Source organism: Mesorhizobium sp. WSM4832 (genome assembly GCF_055811115.1).
Genome location: NZ_JBVVQH010000019.1, coordinates 61,052 through 82,254, shown reverse-complemented (window position 1 = coordinate 82,254; position 21,203 = coordinate 61,052). Strand labels below are relative to the sequence as shown.

At 64.9% G+C, this 21,203-nt stretch carries 21 protein-coding genes; 17 read left to right on the top strand and 4 right to left on the bottom strand.

Features of this window, described 5'->3' with window-relative positions:
- Positions 1 to 25: 25 nt before the first annotated feature.
- The 3 genes from rpmA (at position 26) to AC0L2L_RS24540 (ending at position 1,562) form a co-directional block, all read left to right on the top strand.
- Positions 26 to 295 (top strand): 50S ribosomal protein L27, encoded by a 270-nt coding sequence (rpmA, locus tag AC0L2L_RS24550; protein ID WP_015315190.1) that lies wholly within the window; start codon positions 26 to 28, stop codon positions 293 to 295.
- Between the two features lie 124 nt (positions 296 to 419).
- Positions 420 to 1,007, top strand: a complete 588-nt coding sequence (locus tag AC0L2L_RS24545; RefSeq protein ID WP_473581888.1) for a GNAT family N-acetyltransferase — start codon at positions 420 to 422, stop codon at positions 1,005 to 1,007.
- A gap of 42 nt (positions 1,008 to 1,049) precedes the next feature.
- Positions 1,050 to 1,562 (top strand): GNAT family N-acetyltransferase, encoded by a 513-nt coding sequence (locus AC0L2L_RS24540; RefSeq protein WP_473581887.1) that lies wholly within the window; start codon positions 1,050 to 1,052, stop codon positions 1,560 to 1,562.
- A 3-nt stretch (positions 1,563 to 1,565) separates the two neighbouring features.
- On the opposite strand, the gene AC0L2L_RS24535 is transcribed toward AC0L2L_RS24540, so the two are convergent.
- On the bottom strand, positions 1,566 to 2,429 hold the full coding sequence (locus AC0L2L_RS24535; RefSeq protein ID WP_473581885.1) for an endonuclease/exonuclease/phosphatase family protein: 864 nt from the start codon (positions 2,427 to 2,429) through the stop codon (positions 1,566 to 1,568).
- Positions 2,430 to 2,632: 203 nt separating this feature from the next.
- Here AC0L2L_RS24535 and obgE point away from each other — a divergent pair, with 203 nt between their 5' ends.
- The 6 genes from obgE to AC0L2L_RS24505 all read left to right on the top strand — a co-directional run bounded on the left by obgE (position 2,633) and on the right by AC0L2L_RS24505 (position 8,997).
- On the top strand, positions 2,633 to 3,661 hold the full coding sequence (gene obgE, locus AC0L2L_RS24530; RefSeq protein WP_473581883.1) for a GTPase ObgE: 1,029 nt from the start codon (positions 2,633 to 2,635) through the stop codon (positions 3,659 to 3,661).
- Positions 3,662 to 3,666: 5 nt separating this feature from the next.
- Positions 3,667 to 4,806 (top strand): glutamate 5-kinase, encoded by a 1,140-nt coding sequence (gene proB / locus AC0L2L_RS24525; RefSeq protein ID WP_473581881.1) that lies wholly within the window; start codon positions 3,667 to 3,669, stop codon positions 4,804 to 4,806.
- Positions 4,807 to 4,883: 77 nt separating this feature from the next.
- Positions 4,884 to 6,170, top strand: coding sequence for a glutamate-5-semialdehyde dehydrogenase (locus tag AC0L2L_RS24520; RefSeq protein ID WP_473581880.1), 1,287 nt, complete (start codon positions 4,884 to 4,886; stop codon positions 6,168 to 6,170).
- Between the two features lie 246 nt (positions 6,171 to 6,416).
- Positions 6,417 to 7,049, top strand: a complete 633-nt coding sequence (locus AC0L2L_RS24515) for a nicotinate-nucleotide adenylyltransferase (protein ID WP_473581878.1) — start codon at positions 6,417 to 6,419, stop codon at positions 7,047 to 7,049.
- A 221-nt stretch (positions 7,050 to 7,270) separates the two neighbouring features.
- On the top strand, positions 7,271 to 8,563 hold the full coding sequence (locus AC0L2L_RS24510) for an MFS transporter (RefSeq protein WP_473581876.1): 1,293 nt from the start codon (positions 7,271 to 7,273) through the stop codon (positions 8,561 to 8,563).
- Between the two features lie 17 nt (positions 8,564 to 8,580).
- The gene (locus AC0L2L_RS24505; RefSeq protein WP_027166790.1) at positions 8,581 to 8,997 is read left to right on the top strand and encodes a RidA family protein; all 417 of its coding nucleotides are present in this window, start codon (positions 8,581 to 8,583) and stop codon (positions 8,995 to 8,997) included.
- Positions 8,998 to 9,019: 22 nt separating this feature from the next.
- Here the strand turns inward: AC0L2L_RS24505 and AC0L2L_RS24500 are convergent, their stop codons facing one another.
- Positions 9,020 to 9,871 carry a mechanosensitive ion channel family protein gene (locus AC0L2L_RS24500; RefSeq protein WP_473581874.1) on the bottom strand — a complete coding sequence of 284 codons (852 nt, stop codon included), beginning with the start codon at positions 9,869 to 9,871 and terminating at the stop codon, positions 9,020 to 9,022.
- Between the two features lie 252 nt (positions 9,872 to 10,123).
- Here AC0L2L_RS24500 and rsfS point away from each other — a divergent pair, with 252 nt between their 5' ends.
- From rsfS to AC0L2L_RS24460, 8 genes are all read left to right on the top strand, one after another.
- Positions 10,124 to 10,501, top strand: a complete 378-nt coding sequence (gene rsfS / locus AC0L2L_RS24495; RefSeq protein ID WP_027166788.1) for a ribosome silencing factor — start codon at positions 10,124 to 10,126, stop codon at positions 10,499 to 10,501.
- Between the two features lie 62 nt (positions 10,502 to 10,563).
- Positions 10,564 to 11,046: a 23S rRNA (pseudouridine(1915)-N(3))-methyltransferase RlmH gene (rlmH, locus tag AC0L2L_RS24490; RefSeq protein ID WP_473581872.1), complete on the top strand. Its 483-nt coding sequence runs from the start codon at positions 10,564 to 10,566 to the stop codon at positions 11,044 to 11,046.
- 145 nt (positions 11,047 to 11,191) lie between these two features.
- Complete coding sequence (locus AC0L2L_RS24485; protein ID WP_473581870.1) at positions 11,192 to 12,526, top strand: murein hydrolase activator EnvC family protein; 1,335 nt, start codon at positions 11,192 to 11,194, stop codon at positions 12,524 to 12,526.
- A 1-nt stretch (position 12,527) separates the two neighbouring features.
- Entirely contained in the window at positions 12,528 to 13,859 is a 1,332-nt protein-coding gene (locus tag AC0L2L_RS24480) for a S41 family peptidase (RefSeq protein ID WP_027166785.1), read from the top strand.
- Between the two features lie 198 nt (positions 13,860 to 14,057).
- Positions 14,058 to 15,245: a divergent polysaccharide deacetylase family protein gene (locus AC0L2L_RS24475; protein ID WP_473581867.1), complete on the top strand. Its 1,188-nt coding sequence runs from the start codon at positions 14,058 to 14,060 to the stop codon at positions 15,243 to 15,245.
- A 52-nt stretch (positions 15,246 to 15,297) separates the two neighbouring features.
- Positions 15,298 to 15,813 carry an RNA pyrophosphohydrolase gene (locus AC0L2L_RS24470; protein ID WP_473581866.1) on the top strand — a complete coding sequence of 172 codons (516 nt, stop codon included), beginning with the start codon at positions 15,298 to 15,300 and terminating at the stop codon, positions 15,811 to 15,813.
- A gap of 74 nt (positions 15,814 to 15,887) precedes the next feature.
- Positions 15,888 to 17,039: an alanine racemase gene (gene alr, locus AC0L2L_RS24465; RefSeq protein ID WP_473581864.1), complete on the top strand. Its 1,152-nt coding sequence runs from the start codon at positions 15,888 to 15,890 to the stop codon at positions 17,037 to 17,039.
- A gap of 52 nt (positions 17,040 to 17,091) precedes the next feature.
- Positions 17,092 to 18,387 (top strand): D-amino acid dehydrogenase, encoded by a 1,296-nt coding sequence (locus tag AC0L2L_RS24460; RefSeq protein ID WP_473581862.1) that lies wholly within the window; start codon positions 17,092 to 17,094, stop codon positions 18,385 to 18,387.
- 124 nt (positions 18,388 to 18,511) lie between these two features.
- Here AC0L2L_RS24460 and AC0L2L_RS24455 read toward each other — a convergent pair whose 3' ends face one another.
- Together AC0L2L_RS24455 and AC0L2L_RS24450 are read right to left on the bottom strand one after the other, a co-directional pair.
- Positions 18,512 to 20,677, bottom strand: coding sequence for a phospholipase D-like domain-containing protein (locus AC0L2L_RS24455; protein WP_473581860.1), 2,166 nt, complete (start codon positions 20,675 to 20,677; stop codon positions 18,512 to 18,514).
- Positions 20,674 to 21,114 carry a hypothetical protein gene (locus AC0L2L_RS24450; protein ID WP_473581859.1) on the bottom strand — a complete coding sequence of 147 codons (441 nt, stop codon included), beginning with the start codon at positions 21,112 to 21,114 and terminating at the stop codon, positions 20,674 to 20,676. Before AC0L2L_RS24450 ends, AC0L2L_RS24455 begins: the two co-directional genes overlap by 4 nt.
- Positions 21,115 to 21,203: the final 89 nt, after the last annotated feature.

The window sequence follows — 21,203 nt, the reverse complement described above, 5'->3', positions numbered from 1 at the left end:
CCCAGGGCGCATCGGAGTTAGTTAGATGGCACACAAGAAAGCTGGCGGCTCGTCGCGCAACGGTCGCGACTCGCATTCCAAGCGTCTGGGCGTGAAGAAGTTCGGCGGCGAAGCCGTCATCCCGGGCAACATCATCATCCGTCAACGCGGCACGACCTGGCATCCCGGCGTCAATGTCGGCATGGGCACGGACCACACCCTTTTTGCGCTCGAGACCGGCGCAGTCACCTTCAACAAAAAAGCCAACGGTCGAACCTACGTATCGGTCAACCCGATTACCAAAGCCGCGGAGTAGCCGGTTCCGCACCATAACACCGGCGCCCATCTCGGGAACCGGTGTCTGGCCAGGCCAGAAAAGGATCAGGAGAGATGGGCTTGCCCTCTCTCCTTTTTCATTTTTCTTGCCCTGGAGGACTAAAATGGTTGCCGAAGCGGAAGACACCGACGACGAAAGTTACGCGATCGATTGCCCGGCGCTTGCCACCGAGCGTCTGGTCATGCGCGCCCCGCGCCACGACGATCTCGAGCAGCTCGTTGCGCTTGCCGACAACCGTCACGTTGCCGAGATGCTGGCCCGCATGCCGCATCCATATGGCGAAGCCGAAGCCAGGGCGTTCCTGGCCATGGCAGCCTCGCGCCGCGCCGGCATCGTCTATGCGCTGACGCTTGCCGGCACCGGCACCTTCGTTGGCTGCGCGGGGCTCAACACCACCGATCGCGGGCTGGAACTGGGCTACTGGATCGGCGAACCCTATTGGAAGCGCGGCTATGCCACCGAGGCCGCGCATGCGCTGGTCGACCTCGCCTTCCAGAAGACCTCGATCCAGGTGCTGCATGCCTCGACCAGGGTGATCAACCCGGCCTCGCGCCGCGTCATCCACAAATGCGGCTTCCAGTATGCCGGCCAGGGCATGCTGAACTCGATCGTCGCCGGCCAGGTGCCGGTCGAGCGCTATCGCCTGGATCGCAAGACCTGGACGAGCCTGCGCAACTGGGTGCATTTTTGATGGTTGGCGGCGGTCAAGCTAATGGTTGATGAGAGCAGCCATATGAAGACGATCGAGATCGAGCCGTTGACGTTGGCGCACGTTGAAAGCTTTCATCACGCGCTCGATCTCGTTTCGCGTGAGCGAAAATACCTGTCCTTCCTAGAGGCGCCGCCGCTGGCTCAAACCCAAAGATTTATGGAGGAACGTATCGCGAGAGGCGATCCAGGGTTCGTGGCCGTTGTTCGTGGCGACGTTGTCGGTTGGTGCGATATCACCCGCCATGATCGGCCCATACATGCTCATCGCGGCACGCTCGGAATGGGGATTGTTCACGCTTATCGGGGGCGTGGCCTCGGGCTGCGGCTTATCGATGCTACCTTGAGGCAAGCGCGCAAGGCCGGCTTTGTCCGTGTCGAGCTTTCGGTGCACTCCGACAATGCTCGCGCTATCTCTCTTTACGACAAGGTCGGGTTCGTGAGGGAAGGTGTGCAGCGCGACGCCGTCTATATCGATGGGGAATACCGCGATGCGATCATGATGGCGATCGTCGAACGCAAGAACGCCGACAGATAGCCATCAGTCCAGTTCGGCCCAGAGCGGCAGGTGGTCGGAGCCGATCGCCTGGCGGTCGGACCACAGGCGCTTCAGCGATCTGGCGAGCGAGGCGCTGGTGAAGATGTAGTCGATGCATTTGTGGCGGCTTTTGTCTTCGGGACGGTCGGGGTCGACCCAGGTGATCAGGTCGGTGACGGCAAGACGCTGGGCGATGTCGACGGCGAGATCGGCGGTCAACGGCATGCCGAACTCATGGTCGGGGCGGCCGGCGAGCTCGACATATTCGGGCGAGCCCGGCAGCATGTTGAAGTCGCCCATGACGATGAAGGCTTCCGGATAGGGCAGGTCCGGCAGGCCGATTTCGGGAATGCCAGACAAGCCGCCGCCTTCCAGCGCGTAGTTCAATAGGCGCTGGCGCAGGAAGCGGATCTGGCCCTGTCGTTCTACCGGGCTGCGGTGGTCGAGATGGGTCGAGTAGAAGCGGATGAAGCCGAGCGGCGTTTCGATCAGCGCTTCGAGCGCGCCGCGCTGGAAGTTCATCGTCTCGAGGCTGCGGCTGCGCGGCAAAAGGAGATTGCGCGACAAATGAATGGGCGTCTTCGACAGCACCATGTTGCCGAGCTGGAAGGTCCTGGTGACGGCGCGGCCGGCATCCAGCCGCGAGCCGACATTGACTTCGAAATTGCTGCCATAGGCGACAAAGTAGTCCGGCAGCGCCTCACCGATCTCGGCCACCATGTCGCGGTCGCCGTTGCGCGGGTTGTTGCGGGTCACCTCCTGCAGGGCGACGACATCGGCGCCGCGCACGGCGTCGGCGATGCGGCCGACATCATATTTTCCATCGAGGCCGATGCCGTACTGGATGTTGTAGGTGACGAGCTTCATTCCGGTACTCCAACACCAACGCGGAATCACGAGAACCGGAGACGATCGTCGCGCAGGTTCGGTCGCAATCGGCCAGTGCTAGCGTGTTCCCCGTATGCGCAAAAGCGTGTGCCAGCGCTTTCGTCACAAAACAGCCTCGCCCTTGGCCCCGCCTTGGTTTAGAGCAATCGCGCAAGGCAATCAGCAGAAACCTCGAAAATCCAATGAAATTCCTCGACCAGGCTAAAGTTTACATTCGTTCCGGCGACGGCGGCGCCGGATCGGTGTCGTTCCGGCGCGAGAAGTTCATCGAGTTCGGCGGACCGGACGGAGGCGATGGCGGCCGCGGCGGCGATGTCTGGGCGGAAGCGGTCAACGGGCTGAACACGCTGATCGACTACCGCTACCAACAGCATTTCAAGGCCAAGACCGGCACGCACGGCATGGGCCGCAACATGACCGGCGCCAAGGGCGCCGACATCACGCTGAAAGTGCCGGCCGGCACCCAGATCTTTGCCGAGGACAACGAGACGCTGATCTGCGACCTGACCGTCGTCGGCCAGCGCTTCCTGCTCGCCAAGGGCGGCAATGGCGGCTTCGGCAACCAGCATTTCAAGACCTCGACCAACCAGGCGCCGCGCCGCGCCAATCCCGGCCTGCCCGGCGAAGAGCTCAGCATCTGGCTGAGACTGAAGCTGATCGCGGATGCCGGCCTCGTTGGCCTGCCCAATGCCGGCAAGTCGACCTTCCTTGCCGCTGTGACCGCCGCCAAGCCGAAGATCGCCGATTATCCGTTCACGACGCTCTATCCCGGGCTGGGCGTTGCCCGCATCGACGGCCGCGAATTCGTGCTCGCCGATATCCCGGGCCTGATCGAGGGCGCGCATGAGGGCGTCGGCATCGGCGACCGCTTCCTCGGCCATGTCGAGCGCACGCGCGTGCTGCTGCATCTGGTCTCAGCCCAGGAGGAAAATCCCGGCAAGGCCTACAAGACCGTGCGCGCCGAGCTCGACGCCTACGGCAATGGCCTGACCGACAAGGTCGAGATCGTCGCGCTCAGCCAGATCGACATCCTCGACGCGGATCAACGCAAGAAGAAGGCGGCGTCGCTGAAGCGCGCCGCCGGCCGCGCGCCGATGCTCGTCTCGGCCGTCACCGGCGAAGGCGTCGAAGCGGTGCTGCGGGCGCTGATGGCGGTGGTCGCGGAAGCGCGCGATGCCGTTCCGGCCCCCGTCGACACGCGCTGGCGGTAAGATCGATGAAATCGCTGAAATCATACCGGCGCATCACCGTGAAGATCGGTTCGGCGCTGCTCGTCGACCGCGCGACTGGCCTCAAGCGCGACTGGCTGAGCTCTCTGGCCGACGACATCGCGGTGCTCGCCAATGCCGGCGCGGAAGTGCTCGTCGTCTCGTCGGGCGCGATCGCGCTCGGCCGCACCATTCTCGGCCTCGGCAAGCGCGCGCTGAAGCTCGAGGAGAGCCAGGCGGCAGCGGCCGTCGGCCAGATCGCGCTTGCCGGCGCCTGGTCGGACGCGCTCGGCAAGGACGGGCTGAAATCGGGCCAGATCCTTTTGACCCTCGGCGACACCGAGGAGCGCCGCCGCTACCTCAACGCGCGGGCGACGATCTCGACCCTGCTCAAGATGAAGGCGGTGCCGGTCATCAACGAGAACGACACGGTGGCGACGTCGGAAATCCGCTACGGCGACAACGACCGGCTGGCGGCGCGGGTGGCGACGATGATGGGCGCCGATCTGCTGGTGCTGCTTTCCGACATTGACGGGCTCTATACGGCGCCGCCGGCCAAGGACCCGCAGGCAAAGTTCATCCCGGTGGTCGATCGCATCACCGCCGAGATCGAGGCGATGGCGGGGGCGGCGGCTTCAGAGCTGTCGCGCGGCGGCATGCGCACGAAGCTCGATGCCGGCAAGATTGCCAACGCCGCCGGCACCGCCATGATCATCACGTCCGGCACCAGGCTGTCGCCGCTGATGGCGATCGAGCGCGGCGAGCGCGCGACCTTCTTCAAGCCGAGCGCCAATCCGGTGAAGGGCTACAAGACCTGGATTGCCGGGCAGCTCGAGCCGGCCGGCCGGCTCACCGTCGATGCCGGCGCCGTCGGGGCGCTGAAATCGGGCAAGTCGCTACTGCCGGCCGGGGTGAAGCTGGTCAGCGGCAATTTCTCGCGCGGCGACACGGTGGCGATCCTGTCGCCCGAGGGTCGCGAGATCGCGCGCGGCCTGGTTGCCTATGATGCCGCCGATGCCGTAAGGATCGCGGGCTTGAAGACGGCCGAGATCGAAAACGTGCTCGGCTACGAGGCGCGTTCGGCGATGATCCATCGCGACGACCTTGTGGTAAGCGTTGCCGGCGACCACGTATTGGCCGACGACTAGTGCAATTCCAGGAAAGTGTGGAAACGGTTTTCCGTTCGGAATTGCATAGGAACAACAGGTAGGGCGGAGGATCAACCATGCTGAAGCTGCATGAAAAGTCCGGCGAAGATACCGTGGCGCTGATGGCCGATATCGGCCGTGGTGCCCGCGCCGCCGCCCGACCATTGGCCGTCGCTTCCACCAGGGCCAAGAACGACGCGCTTGCCGCCATGGCCGATGCAATCCTGCGCAACGAGCAGGCAATCCTCGACGCCAATGCCGTCGATATGTCGAATGGCGAGGAGGCTGGGCTGTCCGGCTCCTTCATGGACCGGCTGAAACTCACCCCGTCGCGCATCAAGGCTATGGCCGACGGCATTCGCGAAATCGCCGCGCTCAAGGATCCGGTGGGCGACGTCATTGCCGAATGGGACCGGCCGAACGGGCTCCATATCGAGCGCGTGCGCACGCCGCTCGGCGTCATCGGCGTCATCTACGAAAGCCGCCCGAATGTGACGGCGGACGCCGGCGCGCTCTGTCTCAAGGCGGGCAATCCGGTCATCCTGCGCGGCGGCTCGGATTCGATCAATTCGTCGTCGGCGATCCATGCCTGCATGGTCGAGGGACTGAAGACGGCCGGCCTGCCGCAAGACGCCATCCAGATGGTGCCGACCACCGACCGCGCCGCTGTCGGCGAGATGCTCAAAGGTCTTGACGGCAATCTCGACGTCATCATCCCGCGCGGCGGCAAAAGCCTGGTCGGGCGCGTGCAGACGGAGGCGCGGGTGCCGGTCTTCGCGCATCTCGAAGGCATCTGCCATCTCTATGTCGACCGCTCGGCCAGGCTCGACATGGCGGTGGAGATCGCCGTCAACGCCAAGATGCGGCGCACTGGCGTTTGCGGCTCCGCCGAGACCTTGCTGGTCGATCGCGCCGTGGCCTCCACGCATCTGGTGCCGATCCTGGAAGCGCTGCGCGCCGCCGGCTGCGAGATCCATGCCGACGCCGAGGTGATGAAAGCTTTCGCCGCCGCCCTCCCGGCGACCGATGCGGACTGGGTGACGGAATATCTCGACGCCATCATCGCGGTGAAGCTGGTCGACGGCGTCGCCGGCGCGATCGAACATATCGAGACCTTCTCCTCGCATCACACCGAGGCGATCATCGCCGAGGATCAGCAAGCGGCCGAGAAATTCTTCGACGAGATCGACTCCGCGATCCTCCTGCACAACGCCTCGACGCAGTTCGCCGATGGCGGCGAGTTCGGCATGGGCGCCGAGATCGGCATCGCCACCGGCAAGATGCATGCGCGCGGGCCGGTCGGCGTCGAGCAGCTCACCTCGTTCAAATACCGCGTGCGCGGGTCGGGACAGGTGCGGCCTTGAAGCCGTTTGCCTTAAGGGGTTGACGTTTGCGCCCAGGCCCCCCTCTGTGGCCTGCCCGTCCTTCGCAGCAGCTGCGCTGCAGCTTCGGAGGGTGGACCGGGCGTCTCTCCCTCAAGGGGGGAGATTGGATGTCGCCTTGGCTTTCGCCAATCGCCGACGTTGAAGATTGGGTGCCGTCGGCGCAACTGCTGATCTCCCCCCTTGAGGGGGAGATGCCCGGTAGGGCAGAGGGGGGGGCCTAGCACCATGCTTTCCCAATCTGAGCAACCCGTCCCTACCCCCTATCTCCGCATGCCGCATGCCGCCAAGGGCCTGACCGTCGGCCTGTTCGGGGGCTCGTTCAATCCGCCGCATGCCGGTCATGCGCTGGTCGCCGAGATTGCGCTGAGAAGGCTTGCGCTCGACCAGCTCTGGTGGATGGTGACGCCCGGCAACCCGCTGAAAAGCGTGAGGGAACTGGCGCCGCTCGCCGAGCGTATCGCGCTTTCCGAAAAGATCGCCAGGAATCCCAAGATCAAGGTCACCGCCTTCGAGGCGGCGCAGCATGTGCGCTTCACCGCCGACACGCTTGCCCTGGTCAAGGCGCGCAACCCGGGCGTCGATTTCGTCTGGATCATGGGCGCGGACAGTTTGCGCGACTTCCACCGCTGGCAGCGCTGGCGCGAGATCGTGCTGACCTTCCCGATCGCGATCATCGACCGTCCGGGCGCCACGCTCTCCTTCCTGTCGTCGGTGGTCGCCAAGACCTTCGACTATGCCCGGGTCGACGAGGGCGACGCGCCGATGCTTGCCCGCATGCAGGCGCCGGCCTGGACCTTCATCCACGGTCCGCGCTCCTCGCTGTCCTCCACCGCGATCCGCAAGGCGGCGAAGGGATAAGCTTCTTTCCTTCTCCCCCTGTGGGAGAAGGTGGATCGGCGCGCAGCGCCGAGACGGATGAGGGGTGCTCCAGATGCCACCAGCGTCTCACTCCGCTGGAACACCCCTCATCCGTCTTGCCGCTTCGCCAATCCACCTTCCCCCACAAGGGGGAAAGGGAAGTCCGGCCATGTCGCTTTTACGGCGGCGTTTCACCTGCCGGTAAGCCAAGCTGCGAATGCATGCTGGAGAAAAACCCCACCACGACCGACCCAGGCCGCGCCGCGCAATCGGCGCCGTTGGTCGCCATTGCCAGCGTCATCGTGTCGATGGCGCTGATCGCGATCGGCAACGGGCTGATGTTCGCCTATATCCCGGTGCGCCTCGGCGCCGACGGCTTCGACCCCACCTGGGCCGGGCTGATCGTCACCGGGCTTTCGGCCGGCGGACTGGCCGGCTGCATCCTGACCGGGCCGCTCGTCAAAAGAGTGGGCCACGCCCGCGCCTTCATGGTGCTCTCGGCGCTGATCGCGCTTTCCAACGCCGCGATCGGCGCCAGCCCGATCCCGCTGCTGTGGATCGCCGCGCGCGCGCTTTACGGTTTCGCCATATGCGGCCTGTTCATCGTCGCGCAGAGCTGGCTGAACGATGCCTTGCCGAATGCGATACGCGGCCGGGTGATGGCGGTGTTCTATGTCGCCTATATCGGCGGGCTGGGCGTCGGCTATGCCACGCTCGCCGCGATCGACATCCACACGGCCGCCGCGGCGCTGATCGGCATTGCCTTCACCGCGCTGTCGATCCTGCCGGTGGGGATGACGCGGCTTGCCCAGCCGCCCGCGCCGCAGGCTGCGTCGATCGCGCTCCGCCGGGCCTGGCGAATCTCGCCGGTCGGCGTCGCCGGCATGCTGGCCGTCGGCGGCCTGTCGATGATCGTCTCCGGCTTCGCGCCGATCCACGCCACGGCCAAGGGCTACAGCCAAACGGATGTGGCGCTGCTGTTGTCGGCGATGCCGGTCGGCACGCTGATCCTGCAGATACCTCTCGGCTGGATCTCGGACCGCACCGACCGGCGCTATGTGCTGGCGGGCGCGGCAGCGCTCGCGACCGTTGCCAGCGTGCTCGCCATCGTCTTCGACGGCGGCGCGCTGATGGTGCTGCTGGTGATCTACCTGATCTGGGACGGAGCGTCGGAATCGATCTATGCGCTTTCCAGCGCCCATGCCGCCGACCGCGCCGGCAAGGACGAGCTTTTGGCGCTGTCGAGCTCGATGCTGTTTGCCTGGTCGCTGGCCGGCTTCATCGTGCCCGGCATCGTGACGGCGCTTTCGGCAGTCTTCGGTACCGCGACCTTCATCTATGTCGGCATCGTCATCGCTTCGGCCTTCTGCCTGTTCGTTCTGTGGCGCGTGATGGCGGGTCGGCCGACACCTGCCGCCACAAGCGGCAATTTCGCGCCGATGTCGGCGCAGACGCCGCTGCCGGTAGAGCTTGCCTTCGCGCCGGACGATCAGCAGCGCCACGCGAAGGACTGACAAGGTAAGAATCCAAGATGGCGAAAAGCTATGATCCCCCAACGGTGTGGAAGCCTTTCGGCGCGTTCTGCATGGTGAAAATCAACGAGGATGGGCAACTCGTTCATCTCAAGGGTCAGGTTTCGCTCGATCGCGAGGGGCAGGTTGTCGGCAAGGGCGATATGCGGGCCCAGGTCCGGCAAACGCTCGAAAACATCAAGGCTGTGCTGGCGGCCATCGGCGGTGAGATGGCCGATATCGTGTCGCTGACCCAATATGCGACCGATATCGAGCGCTTCATGGCATCGGGCGATATCCGCAAGGAATTCTTTTCGGAACCCTATCCCGTGACGACAACCGTCCAGATCGTGCGCCTTTATCATCCGGACTTGCAGATCGAAATCACAGCGATAGCCGAGATACCCCGAGACCGGTTCAGAATGCCGGCTGATTGAAACCGCTGGCGCGACGGGCCCGCTACTGCTTGCGCGCCTCTGGCGCTGGCGCTTCGGGCGGCGGCAGCGGGATCGAGATGCCCTCGCTGTCAAAAGCCTGCTTAGCGCGCTTGGTCATGTCGGTCTGGGTGGAGAAGTAGTCGGAGGCGGAGGTCCAGTAGCGCAAGGTAAGCGAAACGGTCGTGTCGCCGAGATTGGCCACGAAGGCGATCGGCGCCGGTTCGCGCCGGATGCGCTTTTCGGCGCCGGCGATGACCAGCAGCGTCTTTTGCGCGCGGTCGATATCGTTCCAGGAGCCGATGCTCAAGGTGACGTCGGTGCGGCGCACGCCGTTGCGGGTGAAGTTGCGCACCGGCTGGTTCCACAGTGTCGAATTGGGCGCCAGGATGTAGACGCCTTCGACAGTGCGCAGCTTGGTCGCGAACAGGCCGATCTCCTCGATCGTGCCGGCGATCGAGCCGACCTCGACATGTTCGCCGATGCGGAAGGGCCTGAGCGCCAGAAGCATGATGCCGGCGGCGATGTTCTGCAGCGTACCCTGCAGCGCCAGCCCGATGGCCAGGCCAATGGCGCCTATTGCCGCGATGATGGAGGCGGTCTGCACCCCGAACTGGCCGAGCACCATGATGGTGACCAGGATCAGGATTGCGTAGCGGACGATCTTGGAGAAGAAGTGACGCAAGGTCGCGTCGAAGCCGTGGATATGGCCGAGACCGGCGGAGATCGAGCGCTCGGCGACACCGGCGACGAAATAGCCGACAACCAGGAGGATGATGGCGCCGATGGCCGAGAAGGAATAGGAAACGATCAAGGTGCTGAGCTGCGCGAGCCCGGCCTGGATGGTGATGAGGGCGCTTTGCGGGTCGGTTGGCATGGTTGTCCCCTTTGTCCGGTGAGCCGATAACCCATGCCGCGAGCATCAGTTCCCATCTTTTCCAGCCTGTTTCCGGCTTACCGCAGAGCCATCCGGGCGACCATTCCGCAACCGGTCTTTGGGCCCTCGTCTTGAAACTGCAATGGAACTCTGCCTATCTAAGTGGTGTCACCTGATTTGCCTGGTGATTTGGTTGTTCTTGTTTGGAAAGGAAACACACTGAGAACAGCACTGCGGAAGAAGGCTGACGTCATGCCTTCGCCGGCAGGGATCAGCGGAAACGTTGCCGCGTCTCTCGCCATCGACACAGTCCTTGCCAGTCTGGAAGACTCCAAGGCCGAAAACATCGTCTCAATCGACATCCAGGGAAAATCGAGCCTAGGCGACTATATGGTCATCGCCTCGGGCCGATCGCACCGTCATGTCTCGGCTGTCGCCGATCATCTCCTCAAGGCGCTGAAGGATGCCGGCCTCGGCACTGCGCGCGTCGAGGGGCTGGCAGGCGCCGACTGGGTCCTGATCGATTCCGGCGACATCATCGTCCATGTCTTCCGCCCCGAAGTCCGCGAATTCTACAATCTCGAAAAGATGTGGCAGGCGCCGGATCTCGAGGAAGAGACCTTGCACTGAGCCTTGATCCGTATGCCGTGAACCGTCACGGTATGCGTTAGGACAAGCTCGCCGGGGCGAGGATGAAGATCACCGTTCATGCCGTGGGCCGGATGAAGACCGGCCCCGAGAGAGAACTCGCCGACCGCTATTTCGAGCGCTTCGCCAAAAGCGGGCCGGCGGTCGGGCTGGAGTTCGCCGGCATTGTCGAAATCCCCGAGAGCCGCGGGCAGAGCGCCGATGAGCGTCGCCGCGAGGAAGCCCAGAAGCTGCAAGCCCAGTTGCAGCCGGGCACCGTTCTCATCCTGCTCGACGAACGCGGCAAGTCGCTCACCTCGGAGGATCTGGCCGCCCGCATTGGCCAGTTGCGCGACAGCGGCCGCAAGGCGCTGGTCGTCGCCATCGGCGGCGCCGACGGCCATGACAAACCCCTGCGCGAGCAAGCGGAGCTGGTGCTGTCGTTCGGCGCGCTGACCTGGCCGCACCAGCTGGCGCGCGTCATGCTGGGCGAGCAGCTCTACCGGATCGCCACGATCCTGTCCGGCCATCCCTACCATCGGTCGTGAATGACGGCTCGTCGTCATCCGAAAAGCTAGGGATTGCCGGCTTGCGCCGGGAATTCCGCCTCAATCGCGCGGCAACCGGTTATAGCGGCGCTTCCCAATATGGTTGATGGTTCGTTAACGATGCGGCGGATAGAGTCTAGGCCTGATGTCTGAAGGCTGGAATTCGAGAATGCGAGCCTGGCGCAGCCGCTGCGGTTTGACCCTCGTCGCCGCTCTGGTCGCGCTCGGTCCGGCCCGGGCGGCCGAAAACACGCTCGATGCGACCCCCGATCCAGACCAGAGCCGGGCCGAATACCAGCAGGTTTCCAAGGAAATCACCCTGTCGTCGGAGCGGCTGGCCAAGCTTGCCGCCGACATCGCTTCGGTCCGCAAGGATTATGCCTCGATCACCGCCGCGCTCATCCAGTCGGCGATGACGGAACAGAAGCTCGGCCAGGACATCGAAGACATCGGCGCCAAGCTCGAAGGGCTGAAGACCGAGGAAAAGAAGCTGCGCGCGTCGCTCATGGCGCGGCGTGACGTGCTGGCCGAGGTGCTCGGCGCGCTGCAGCGCATGGGGCTCAATCCGCCGCCCGCGATCCTGGTCAAGCCGGAAGATGCGCTGTCGTCGGTGCGCAGCGCCATCCTGCTGGGAGCCGTGGTGCCGGAACTGCGCCAGCAGACCGACAGGCTGATGGCCGATCTCAAGGAGCAGACCCGGGTGACGGCCTCGATCGAGGCCGAGCGGGCCAGGCTTACCGCCGCCGTCACCGACCAAACGGCGGAGAAGAAGCGGCTCACCATGCTGCTCGAGGCCAAGAAAAAGCTGCAGGCCGATACCCAAACGGCGATCGCGGCCGAGCAGCAGCGCTCGCAGCAGCTAGCGGCGAAGGCCAGCAGCCTCAAGGACCTGATCGCCTCGCTCGAAGCCGACAAGGCGCGCAAGGCGCAGGACCAGGTCAAGGCGGGCGACCAGAAATCGAGCGATGGCGACACGACGGCCTCGACGACGGAACTTGCCGCATTGCCGGTGCCTGAGGCCAATCGCCTCACGGGGTCAGCCCCATTTTCGGCATTGCAAGGCCAGATCGCCCTACCGGTCATCGGCAAGATAAAACGGCGTTTCGGTACCGACGACGGCAATGGCGCGGCGATGCAGGGCGACATGGTTGCGACACAATCGGGAGCCATCGTCACCGCACCGGCGGATGGAAACGTGCTTTATGCGGGGCCGTTTCGCTCGTATGGTCAGCTCTTGATCCTCAATGCGGGCGACGGGTATCATGTCGTTCTCGCGGGGATGAGCAGAATCAGCGTCGCGACCGGACAGTCGGTGCTCGCAGGAGAGCCGATCGGCGCGATGGGAGAGGCCCGGGTGGCAAGCACCTCGGCCTCGCGGAATGAAAATTCGACGTCGGAACTCTATGTCGAGTTCCGAAAGGATGGAAAACCCGTCGATCCGGCCCCATGGTGGGCGGACCGATTTTCTGGAAGGACGTGAAATGATGCGGAAACTGTCGCTTCTGTTTGCCGGCGCGCTGATGGGCGCATCGGCAATGAGCCTGGTCTACGGCGCACCGGGTTCGGCGGCGAATGCTGCGGGTTCGGAAACCTACAAGCAGCTGGCGATCTTCGGCGACATCTTCGAGCGCGTGCGCGCGAACTATGTGACGCCGCCGGACGACAAGTCGCTGGTCGAGAACGCCATCAACGGCATGCTGGCCTCGCTTGATCCGCACTCCTCCTACATGAACGCCGAGCAGGCGCAGGACATGCGCGTGCAGACCAAGGGCGAGTTCGGCGGCCTCGGCATCGAGGTCACCATGGAGAACGACCTCGTCAAGGTGATCACGCCGATCGACGACACGCCGGCCGCCAAGGCGGGCGTGCTTGCCGGCGACTATATCGCCAAGATCGACGGCGAGGAGGTTCGCGGCCTCACGCTCAACGACGCCGTCGAGAAGATGCGCGGGCCGGTCAACACGCCGATCAAGCTGACCATCCTGCGCCAGGGCGCCGACAAGCCGATCGAGCTGTCGGTGGTGCGCGACATCATCAAGGTCAAGGCGGTGAAGTACCGGGTCGAGAACGACATCGGCTATATGAAGATCACCTCGTTCACCGAAAAGACCTATGACGATCTCGAGAGCGCCATCGAGAACATCAAGAAGCAGGTGCCGAACGACAAGCTGAAGGGCTATGTGCTCGATCTGCGCCTCAATCCGGGCGGCCTGCTCGATCAGGCGGTGAGCGTGTCGGACGCCTTCCTCAAGCGGGGCGAGATCGTTTCGACCCGCGGCCGCGACCCGAAGGACGTCACCCGCTTCGACGCCAAGCCGAAGCAGATCGACGACATCAACGGCAAGCCGATGATCGTGCTGGTCAACGGTGGTTCGGCGAGCGCCTCGGAAATCGTCGCCGGCGCGCTGCAGGACCTGCGCCGCGTCACCGTGGTCGGCACGCAGTCCTTCGGCAAGGGCTCGGTGCAGACCATCATCCCGCTAGGCGAGAATGGCGCGCTGAGGCTGACGACGGCGCTCTATTACACGCCGTCGGGCAAGTCGATCCAGGGCAAGGGCATCACGCCCGACATCAAGGTCGACCAGCCGCTGCCGCCGGATCTGCAGGGCCGCGACCTGACCCGCGGTGAATCCGACCTCAAGGGCCACATCAAGGGCGCCGACGAGGGCGCCAATGGTTCGGGCTCGGCCGCCTATGTGCCGCCGGAGCCGAAGGACGACCTGCAGCTGATCTATGCCGAGCAGCTGCTGCGCGGCCAAAAAACCGACCCGTCGTTCCCGCCGAACCCGGACAAGGCCGTAATGAACCAGTAATGCGGCCTGGCTGGAGCGAAGCTCTGGCCGACCGGACGAAGCAATGCAATGCTGCCGGGACCGCGAGGTTCCGGCAGTTTGATTCGGGACCGAGGCTGGGGCGCCACGCGTCTGGGGTATAGCGCCGACGATTGCGAAGTTTGCGCAGGATTCACGTAAGACGTGACATTCGCTTAGGCGGCGTGCTGGGAACATAAGTTGGCTGACATCGGCAAGGACATCGAACGTCCGCTGGGACAGAAGCTCCAGCCCAAGCGGCCTGCTCGGCGTGGCGTCAGTGGCGGTGCGCTTGCCGCAGTGGTCGCCGTGCTTGCCGTGATCGGCGTTTCCGGCGCGATCGCCTTTCGTGAAAAGCCGTTCCGCAAGCCGGAAGAAGTGGCGGTGTCGACGCCAAAGATCGCTGCCGCGCCTGCCACACCCGCGTCTGCTCCCGCTCCGGCGCCGGTGGCGGCCGCACCACCGGCCGCAACGCCGATGAAGAGCGGCGGCCCGCAGATCATCCACGTCCAGACCGAAGGGGGTGACGGCCCGCCGAAAGCTGCGATCGTCATCCGCGATCCATCGACGCTCGGCCAGAACCTCAAGGTTGCGCATATTCCGGACAGGGCGCTGATCGAGGCCAGCGACACCGGTCCGCTGCCGATGCGCTCAGCCGACGGCAGGCGGCCGTTCGACGTCTATGCGCGGCCGTGGTCCGGCGCGCGCGGCGCGCGCGTGGCGATCGTCATCGGCGGGCTCGCCGTCTCGCAAACCGGTACGCAAGCCGCCATCGCCAAGCTGCCGGCCGAAGTGACGCTGGCGTTCGCGCCGCAAGGCAACAGCATCGGCCGCTGGATGCAGGCTGCAAGGCAGAGCGGGCACGAGGTCGTCATGCAGGTGCCGCTCGAGCCGTTCGACTATCCGAACGTCAATCCCGGCCGCAACACGCTGACGGTCTCGGCCAGCCCGGACGAGAACCTGAAGAACCTGCACTGGGCGCTCTCGCGGACCACCAACTATACCGGGGTCATGAACTATATGGGCGCGCGTTTCTCGGCCGACGCCTCGGCGATGGAGCCGTTCATGGCCGAGCTCGGCAAGCGGGGGCTCGCCTATATCGACGACGGTTCTTCGGCGCGCAGCGTCGCCCCCGATCTCGCGCTGAAGGATGGCGTGCCGTTCGCTGCCGGCGACATGGCGATCGATGCCGTGCAGGACCGCGGCGAAATCCTCAAGAAGCTGGACAGCCTCGAAGCGACGGCGCGGGCCAAGGGCAGCGCGGTCGGCATCGGCTCGGCCTTCGACATCACCGTCGACACGGTGACGTCCTGGATTGCCGAAGCGAAGAAGCGCGGCATCGAGATCGTGCCGATCTCGGCGGTGGCCATAGATCCGCAAAAAGGCTAACGCTACCCGCCTCGCCGGAGCGAATTCCCTAAGCGGCTGGACACCTTCATTTATGGCTAAAAAGATCGATCCTGAAACGCTGCCTTACCGTCCCTGCGTCGGGCTGATGATCCTCAACAAGGCAGGCCTGGTCTGGGTCGGGCACCGCATCGCCGAACCGGACAGCGAATTCGCGGGCACGACGCAGCTTTGGCAGATGCCGCAGGGCGGCATCGACAAGGGCGAAGAGCCGGTCGCGGCCGCCGGCCGCGAACTCTACGAGGAAACCGGCATGCGTAGCGTGACGCTGCTTGCCGAAGCGCCGCACTGGATCAACTACGATCTGCCGCCGCATCTGGTCGGCGTCGCCTTCAAGGGCCGCTATCGCGGACAGACGCAGAAATGGTTCGCCTACCGCTTCGAGGGCGATGAAGGTGAGATCGAGATCAACCCGCCGCCCGGCGGCCACACGGCCGAGTTCGATGAATGGGCATGGCGGCCGATGCGGGAGCTGCCTGAACTGATCGTGCCGTTCAAGCGCAAGGTCTACGAGCAGGTTGTCGCGGCATTCCAGCACCTGGCTCGCTAGTGGCGCCATCCGTCCCGGTTGTCGCGGCCGTCCCATGGCCGTATTGATTGCCGATGCAATGAGCGGGGGTCGCCATGGACGACGACACCGGACGCGGGTTTCCGGCAAATGATGTGGATAGCAGCTCGCCTGTGAGCGAGGCGGCCGCCGGCGCGATCCTGACGATCGACCTCGGCGCCATCCGGGAAAACTACCGCCGGCTGAAGGCGCGGCTGGCGGGCGTGCGCTGCGCCGGCGTGCTCAAGGCAGACGGCTATGGGCTCGGCGCCGCCCAGGTGGCGGCGGCGCTGGCGAAAGAGGGCTGCGATATCTTCTTTGTCGCGCTGCTTGGCGAGGGCATCGCGCTGCGCGAGGCGGTCGGCCCCGGGTTCGACATTTTCGTGCTGAACGGACTGCCTCCGGGCTCGGAGCCGGAAGCCGTGGCGGCTGGTCTTTGCCCGGTCATCAACAGCGCCATTCAGTTGAAGGCCTGGCGCGAGACGGCGCGAGGCATGGGGCGGAGTCTGCTCGCCGCCATCCAGGTCGACAGCGGCATGGCCAGGCTTGGCATGGCACCGGCGGAAGTCGAGGCGGTCGCGGGCGAGGCCGGCGCTTTCGACGGCATCGACATCCGTTTCGTGATGAGCCACCTCGCCCGTGCCGACGAGCCGCAGCAGGCGGCGAACGAAAAGCAGCGGCGCGAATTCGACCGACTGCGCGGGATGCTGCCCGCGGCGCCCGCCTCTTTAGCCAATTCGTCCGGCATCTTTCTCGGACCGGCCTATCACTACGACCTTGCCCGCCCCGGAGCAGCGCTCTACGGCGTCAATCCGACCCCCCACGAACCCAACCCGATGCTGCCGGTGATAAGGCTGCAAGCCAAGGTGGCGCAGACGCGGCGGGTCGGCCCCGGCGCCGGCATCGGCTATGGCCACGCCCACCATGCGGACGGGCCGCTCGATCTCGCGACCATTTCGCTGGGCTATGGCGACGGCTGGCACCGGCGCGCGGCCTCGGCCGCCTGGTTCGAAGGTGTACGGTTGCCCTTCATCGGGCGCGTGTCGATGGACTCGATCATCCTCGACATCTCGGCGCTCCCGGCCGGCAGGCTCAGCGAGGGCGACCTCGTCGAGCTCATCGGTCCGTCGCAAAGCGTCGATGACGCGGCCGGCCACGCCGGCACCATTGGCTATGAAATATTGACCAGCCTGGGTGCGCGCTTTCACCGCCGCCACGTCGGCGGATGATGCACTTGGCGGGTGCTGCAAAATCCGGCAGACAGGGGAATGCCCATGCCTGGTGCGGCATGATCGGCGTTTGAGGGAGCATAGAATGAAAGTCATCGTGCTGGGCGGCGGCGTGATCGGGGTCACCACCGCCTACTTCCTCGCCGAGGCCGGTCATGAAGTGACCGTCTACGATCGCCAGCCGGGGCCGGCGCTCGAAACCAGCTTCGCCAATGCCGGCGAAGTGTCGCCGGGCTACGCCTCGCCATGGGCCGGGCCCGGCATCCCGGTCAAAGCCGTCAAATGGCTGTTGATGAAATACGGCCCGCTCGTCGTGCGGCCGGCCTTCGATCCGAATATGTGGACGTGGCTGCTCAAGATGCTGCGCAACTGCACGGCCGAGCGCTACGCGCTCAACAAGTCGCGCATGGTGCCGCTTGCCGAATACAGCCGCGACACGCTGAAGGCGCTACGCGAGGCTACCGGCATCACCTACGACGAACGAACCAAAGGCACGCTGCAGCTTTTCCGCAAGCAGAAGCAGCTCGACGGCACCGGCGGCGACGTCGAGGTGTTGAAGAAATACGGCGTGCCTTACGAGATCCTCGACCGCGACGGCTGTATCGCGGCCGAGCCGGCCCTTGCGGCGGTGCGTGAAAAATTCGTCGGCGGCCTCAGGCTTCCCGGCGACGAGACCGGCGATTGCAAGATGTTCACCGACAAGCTCGCCGAACTCTGCGTGGCACGCGGCGTGACCTTCGAATACGGCTCGACCATCCGGCGCATCGTCAGGAACCGCAATCGCCTCACCAATGTGCTGACGGATCACGGGTGGAAATCCGCGGACGCCTTCGTGATGGCGATGGGCAGCTATTCGCCGCAATTCATGCGCGAGTTGGGGCGGCCAATTCCGGTCTATCCGGTGAAGGGATATTCGATCACGGTGCCGATCAGCAATGCCGACGCGGCGCCGGTGTCGACGGTCATGGACGAGACCTACAAGGTGGCGATCACCCGGCTCGGCGACCGCATCCGTGTCGGCGGCACCGCGGAGATTTCAGGCTACGATCTTCGCCTGCATGAATCGCGGCGCCGCACCCTCGAACATTCGGTCGGCGATCTCTTCCCCGGCGGCGGCGACCTCAAGGCGGCAAGCTTCTGGTGCGGCTTGCGGCCGATGACGCCGGACGGACCGCCCTTGATCGGGCAAAGCGAGGTTGCCAACCTCTATCTCAACACCGGCCACGGCACGCTCGGCTGGACCATGGCCTGCGGCTCGGCCAAGGTGCTCGCCGATATCATGTCGAACCGGGTGCCCGAGATCAACGCGCGCGACCTCAGCCCGGAACGCTACCTGAAGCCCGTTTAATGCATGTCGCCCAGAAGTGTGCAGCGGTTCTGGGACAACGACATGCATAAAAACAAAGACTTAAAGCGTGTCGCCTGAATCCTTTTCAGCGCGACACGCTTTAAGATGCTGAGAGCGGCGGCTTTTAAAACGCCTCCCTGACCCAGCTGTCGCTGAACAGCAGCCGGTAGGCCCAGCCGATCGTGACATTGGCGGCGACGGGGCGCGAATGGGCGAGGTAATCGTCATAGACCGGCTCCATGCGGCGATAGAAAGCCGGGTCGAGCACGACCATGCCGTTTTCCGAGTCATGGAAGAAGCTGCGGTTGTTGAGGTTGACCGAGGATATGGCGACAAGCCTTTCGTCGATCATCATGATCTTGGAATGCAGCACGACGTCAGGCGCCTTGAACTCGCGGATGTCGATGCGGTCGCCGTATTTCTCGACGAACAGCTTGTTGAGCGCGGTGAGGAACCGGCCGCCAATATCGCCCTTGAGGTCGATGCGGCCGACGACGTCGATCTTCACGCCCCTGGCCAGCGCCCGGTCGAAGGCCCGGGCGATATCGGGCGTCAGGTTAAGGTAGGGGTTGACGATCTGGATGCGGTGCTTGGCGGTGTCGATCAGTTCGACGAAATAGGCCTCCAGGGCATGGCCGTCCTCATAAGGCACGGAAATGAAATGCCGCGCCACGCCCTGCAGGGGCCGGCCGCCTGGCCGCGCGGGAATCGAAAACGGCCGCGACAGGTTGGTGTCGGCATCGCGCAGCCAGATGGTCGACAGATGCGCGGCCAATGTCTCGACGGTCGCCCGGTCGGCGATCTCGATGTCGAAGTCGCTCCAGTTGGAATAGTAGTTCAGCGAGAAGCCGTCGGTCTTGCCGTATTGCTCCAGGTCCGGATAGTGGGTCAAGTCAACCGGCTTGTGGAACAGGAAACCGTCATGGATGTTGCGGCCGCCGATGATGACGCGCGAGCGTCCGGGCTCCTCGGCCAACGTCGCCAGCATCTTGATGTGATGGGTCTTGTGCAGCTGTGAGATCTGCTCGTCGAATGGCGCGCCGTGATCGGCCTGCCAGCGATATTCCTGCAGCTCGACATTGGGGAATTCCGATGCCAGACGGTGCAGCATGGCGTCGTCCTTGTCCCGTTCCAGCACGTCGGTCACCAGGATGCGCACCTTGGTGCCCTGCGCCGCGTGATGGCGGATCAGCCGCTCCATGATGCGGCCTGAGAAATCCGCCTTGAACTCCAGCGACGACAGGTAGATCAGCCGGAGTCTCGGGGCGTTGGAGAAATCGAGCGGCAGTTCGGGATCGGCCTTGTCGAAGGCGCTGTCCGGCAGCGTCCTGCCGAGCAGGGCCTCGACCTTGGCGTTGAAGCCGTCGCGCGACTTGCGCAGCAGGATCGGCGACCCGAGCGGCAGCGCGCAGGTCTGCGACAGCCAGCGGCCGGCGTAAAAGACGCGGTCGAGTTCCTCCAGCCCCGCCGGATCAGGCACCGGGCAGCGGTCATAGCGGCTGTCGAGCGCTGTGATCCATGGATCGGCAGTCTCCTCGCGCAGCAAGGTCAGCGACGCGCGGGTCGGCGCGAGCGTCGAGGCGACGCGCAGGTAGCAGCGGCTGAGCGCCTGATCCGGAAACAGGCTGACGGAGGTCTCCGTGACCGGCAGGCTCAGATGGAATGGCGAAGCCCTGGCGACGGTGGTGGATCGGCCCGATGCGCGGATCGCGAGCGGGCCGTCGCAGGTGCCGCTGACATCGACAGGCTGCCGGCCCGCCTGACGCAGCACGATCTCGACCGAGCGCGCCTGCAGGCCGGAGAAGCTGAAGGTCTTGGGCGCCGAGGGTCGCGCGGCGGCATCGAGATAGAGGGTCTGCCGCGACATGCGCCAAGGTCCGGTGAAATGGTCTTCGCCCGGCTTGTCGCGCGTAGGCGCCAGCTCGGTGTCGTCGAGCGGTTTGGCCAACCGTTGCAGCGCCTGGTAGGTGGCGTGGAAGCCGCTGTTCTGGACATCGCGCCAGTCGCGGCCGAAACGACCGGTTCCATTGGCGCGGTCGAGCGCATCGAGCCGGCTTTGGGCGAGCAGCGCCTTGAATTGTTTTTCGTAGGCGCTGTGGCCGTCGCTGGCGAAGTAGTGCGCCGTGGCGATCTCAGCACCGCTGCTATCGGCCGAGACGGGCAGGCGGCTGCAGGCGTCGTCGCCCGGAAAGAGGGCGCAGGCCGAATGTCCGGGCATGCCGGCGCAACTGGCAAGTGCTGCCAGCGCCAGACCAAGCAACGCCTTGGTGGCGACAGACCCGACGCTCATCCGGCCGCCCCGTTGATGGCCCTGAGTTGGGCGGGGTCGCGCGGCGGCATGAAGCCCTGCGGAAAGATCCTGCAGACGGGAAACGCGAAGGTGGCGATCAGCAATTCAGCCTCGCTGCGCATTTTGCGCGGCGCCGTCCGGTCGTCGCGGATCTTCCTCGCGGAGGCGACGAGCGCGCCGTCGCAGTCGCAATGATCGTGCCGGGCAATGTAGCAGGCGTCATTGGTCCGGCAGGCGGCATCGAGACGGTCGACCGGCCTTGCCGAGAGATCGCCGGTGCGCGTGCCCGGGCCGCAATAATTGCCGATGACGAAAGGCGAGGGCCGCGACATGGCATAGCGGATCGGCTTCGGCAACTCCGCTTCCGGGGCCTTCGTCCAGGGATTGGCGCAGTCCGACAGAAAAAGCAGCGGCAGAATGGCAAGAACGGCTCGCATTTCCCCGCCGGCGTTCCGAAGATTGGCCCCTCACGCTCCGGCCAAGGCATGGCGAAGCGCGTTCTGCCACACTCGCTGAATTTGTGGCG

What these genes read in the sequence shown, in the direction of transcription:
- AC0L2L_RS24505 (WP_027166790.1), top strand. Translation starts at nt 8,581, where the DNA reads ATGGCGAAAAGCTATGATCCCCCAACGGTGTGGAAGCCTTTCGGCGCG.
- AC0L2L_RS24515 (WP_473581878.1), top strand. Translation starts at nt 6,417, where the DNA reads ATGCTTTCCCAATCTGAGCAACCCGTCCCTACCCCCTATCTCCGCATG.
- rpmA (WP_015315190.1), top strand. Translation starts at nt 26, where the DNA reads ATGGCACACAAGAAAGCTGGCGGCTCGTCGCGCAACGGTCGCGACTCG.
- AC0L2L_RS24510 (WP_473581876.1), top strand. Translation starts at nt 7,271, where the DNA reads ATGCTGGAGAAAAACCCCACCACGACCGACCCAGGCCGCGCCGCGCAA.
- AC0L2L_RS24450 (WP_473581859.1), bottom strand. Translation starts at nt 21,114, where the DNA reads ATGCGAGCCGTTCTTGCCATTCTGCCGCTGCTTTTTCTGTCGGACTGC.
- proB (WP_473581881.1), top strand. Translation starts at nt 3,667, where the DNA reads ATGAAATCGCTGAAATCATACCGGCGCATCACCGTGAAGATCGGTTCG.
- AC0L2L_RS24535 (WP_473581885.1), bottom strand. Translation starts at nt 2,429, where the DNA reads ATGAAGCTCGTCACCTACAACATCCAGTACGGCATCGGCCTCGATGGA.
- AC0L2L_RS24470 (WP_473581866.1), top strand. Translation starts at nt 15,298, where the DNA reads ATGGCTAAAAAGATCGATCCTGAAACGCTGCCTTACCGTCCCTGCGTC.
- AC0L2L_RS24500 (WP_473581874.1), bottom strand. Translation starts at nt 9,871, where the DNA reads ATGCCAACCGACCCGCAAAGCGCCCTCATCACCATCCAGGCCGGGCTC.
- AC0L2L_RS24545 (WP_473581888.1), top strand. Translation starts at nt 420, where the DNA reads ATGGTTGCCGAAGCGGAAGACACCGACGACGAAAGTTACGCGATCGAT.
- AC0L2L_RS24455 (WP_473581860.1), bottom strand. Translation starts at nt 20,677, where the DNA reads ATGAGCGTCGGGTCTGTCGCCACCAAGGCGTTGCTTGGTCTGGCGCTG.
- AC0L2L_RS24520 (WP_473581880.1), top strand. Translation starts at nt 4,884, where the DNA reads ATGCTGAAGCTGCATGAAAAGTCCGGCGAAGATACCGTGGCGCTGATG.
- obgE (WP_473581883.1), top strand. Translation starts at nt 2,633, where the DNA reads ATGAAATTCCTCGACCAGGCTAAAGTTTACATTCGTTCCGGCGACGGC.
- rlmH (WP_473581872.1), top strand. Translation starts at nt 10,564, where the DNA reads ATGAAGATCACCGTTCATGCCGTGGGCCGGATGAAGACCGGCCCCGAG.
- alr (WP_473581864.1), top strand. Translation starts at nt 15,888, where the DNA reads ATGGACGACGACACCGGACGCGGGTTTCCGGCAAATGATGTGGATAGC.
- AC0L2L_RS24485 (WP_473581870.1), top strand. Translation starts at nt 11,192, where the DNA reads ATGTCTGAAGGCTGGAATTCGAGAATGCGAGCCTGGCGCAGCCGCTGC.
- AC0L2L_RS24540 (WP_473581887.1), top strand. Translation starts at nt 1,050, where the DNA reads ATGAAGACGATCGAGATCGAGCCGTTGACGTTGGCGCACGTTGAAAGC.
- rsfS (WP_027166788.1), top strand. Translation starts at nt 10,124, where the DNA reads ATGCCTTCGCCGGCAGGGATCAGCGGAAACGTTGCCGCGTCTCTCGCC.
- AC0L2L_RS24480 (WP_027166785.1), top strand. Translation starts at nt 12,528, where the DNA reads ATGATGCGGAAACTGTCGCTTCTGTTTGCCGGCGCGCTGATGGGCGCA.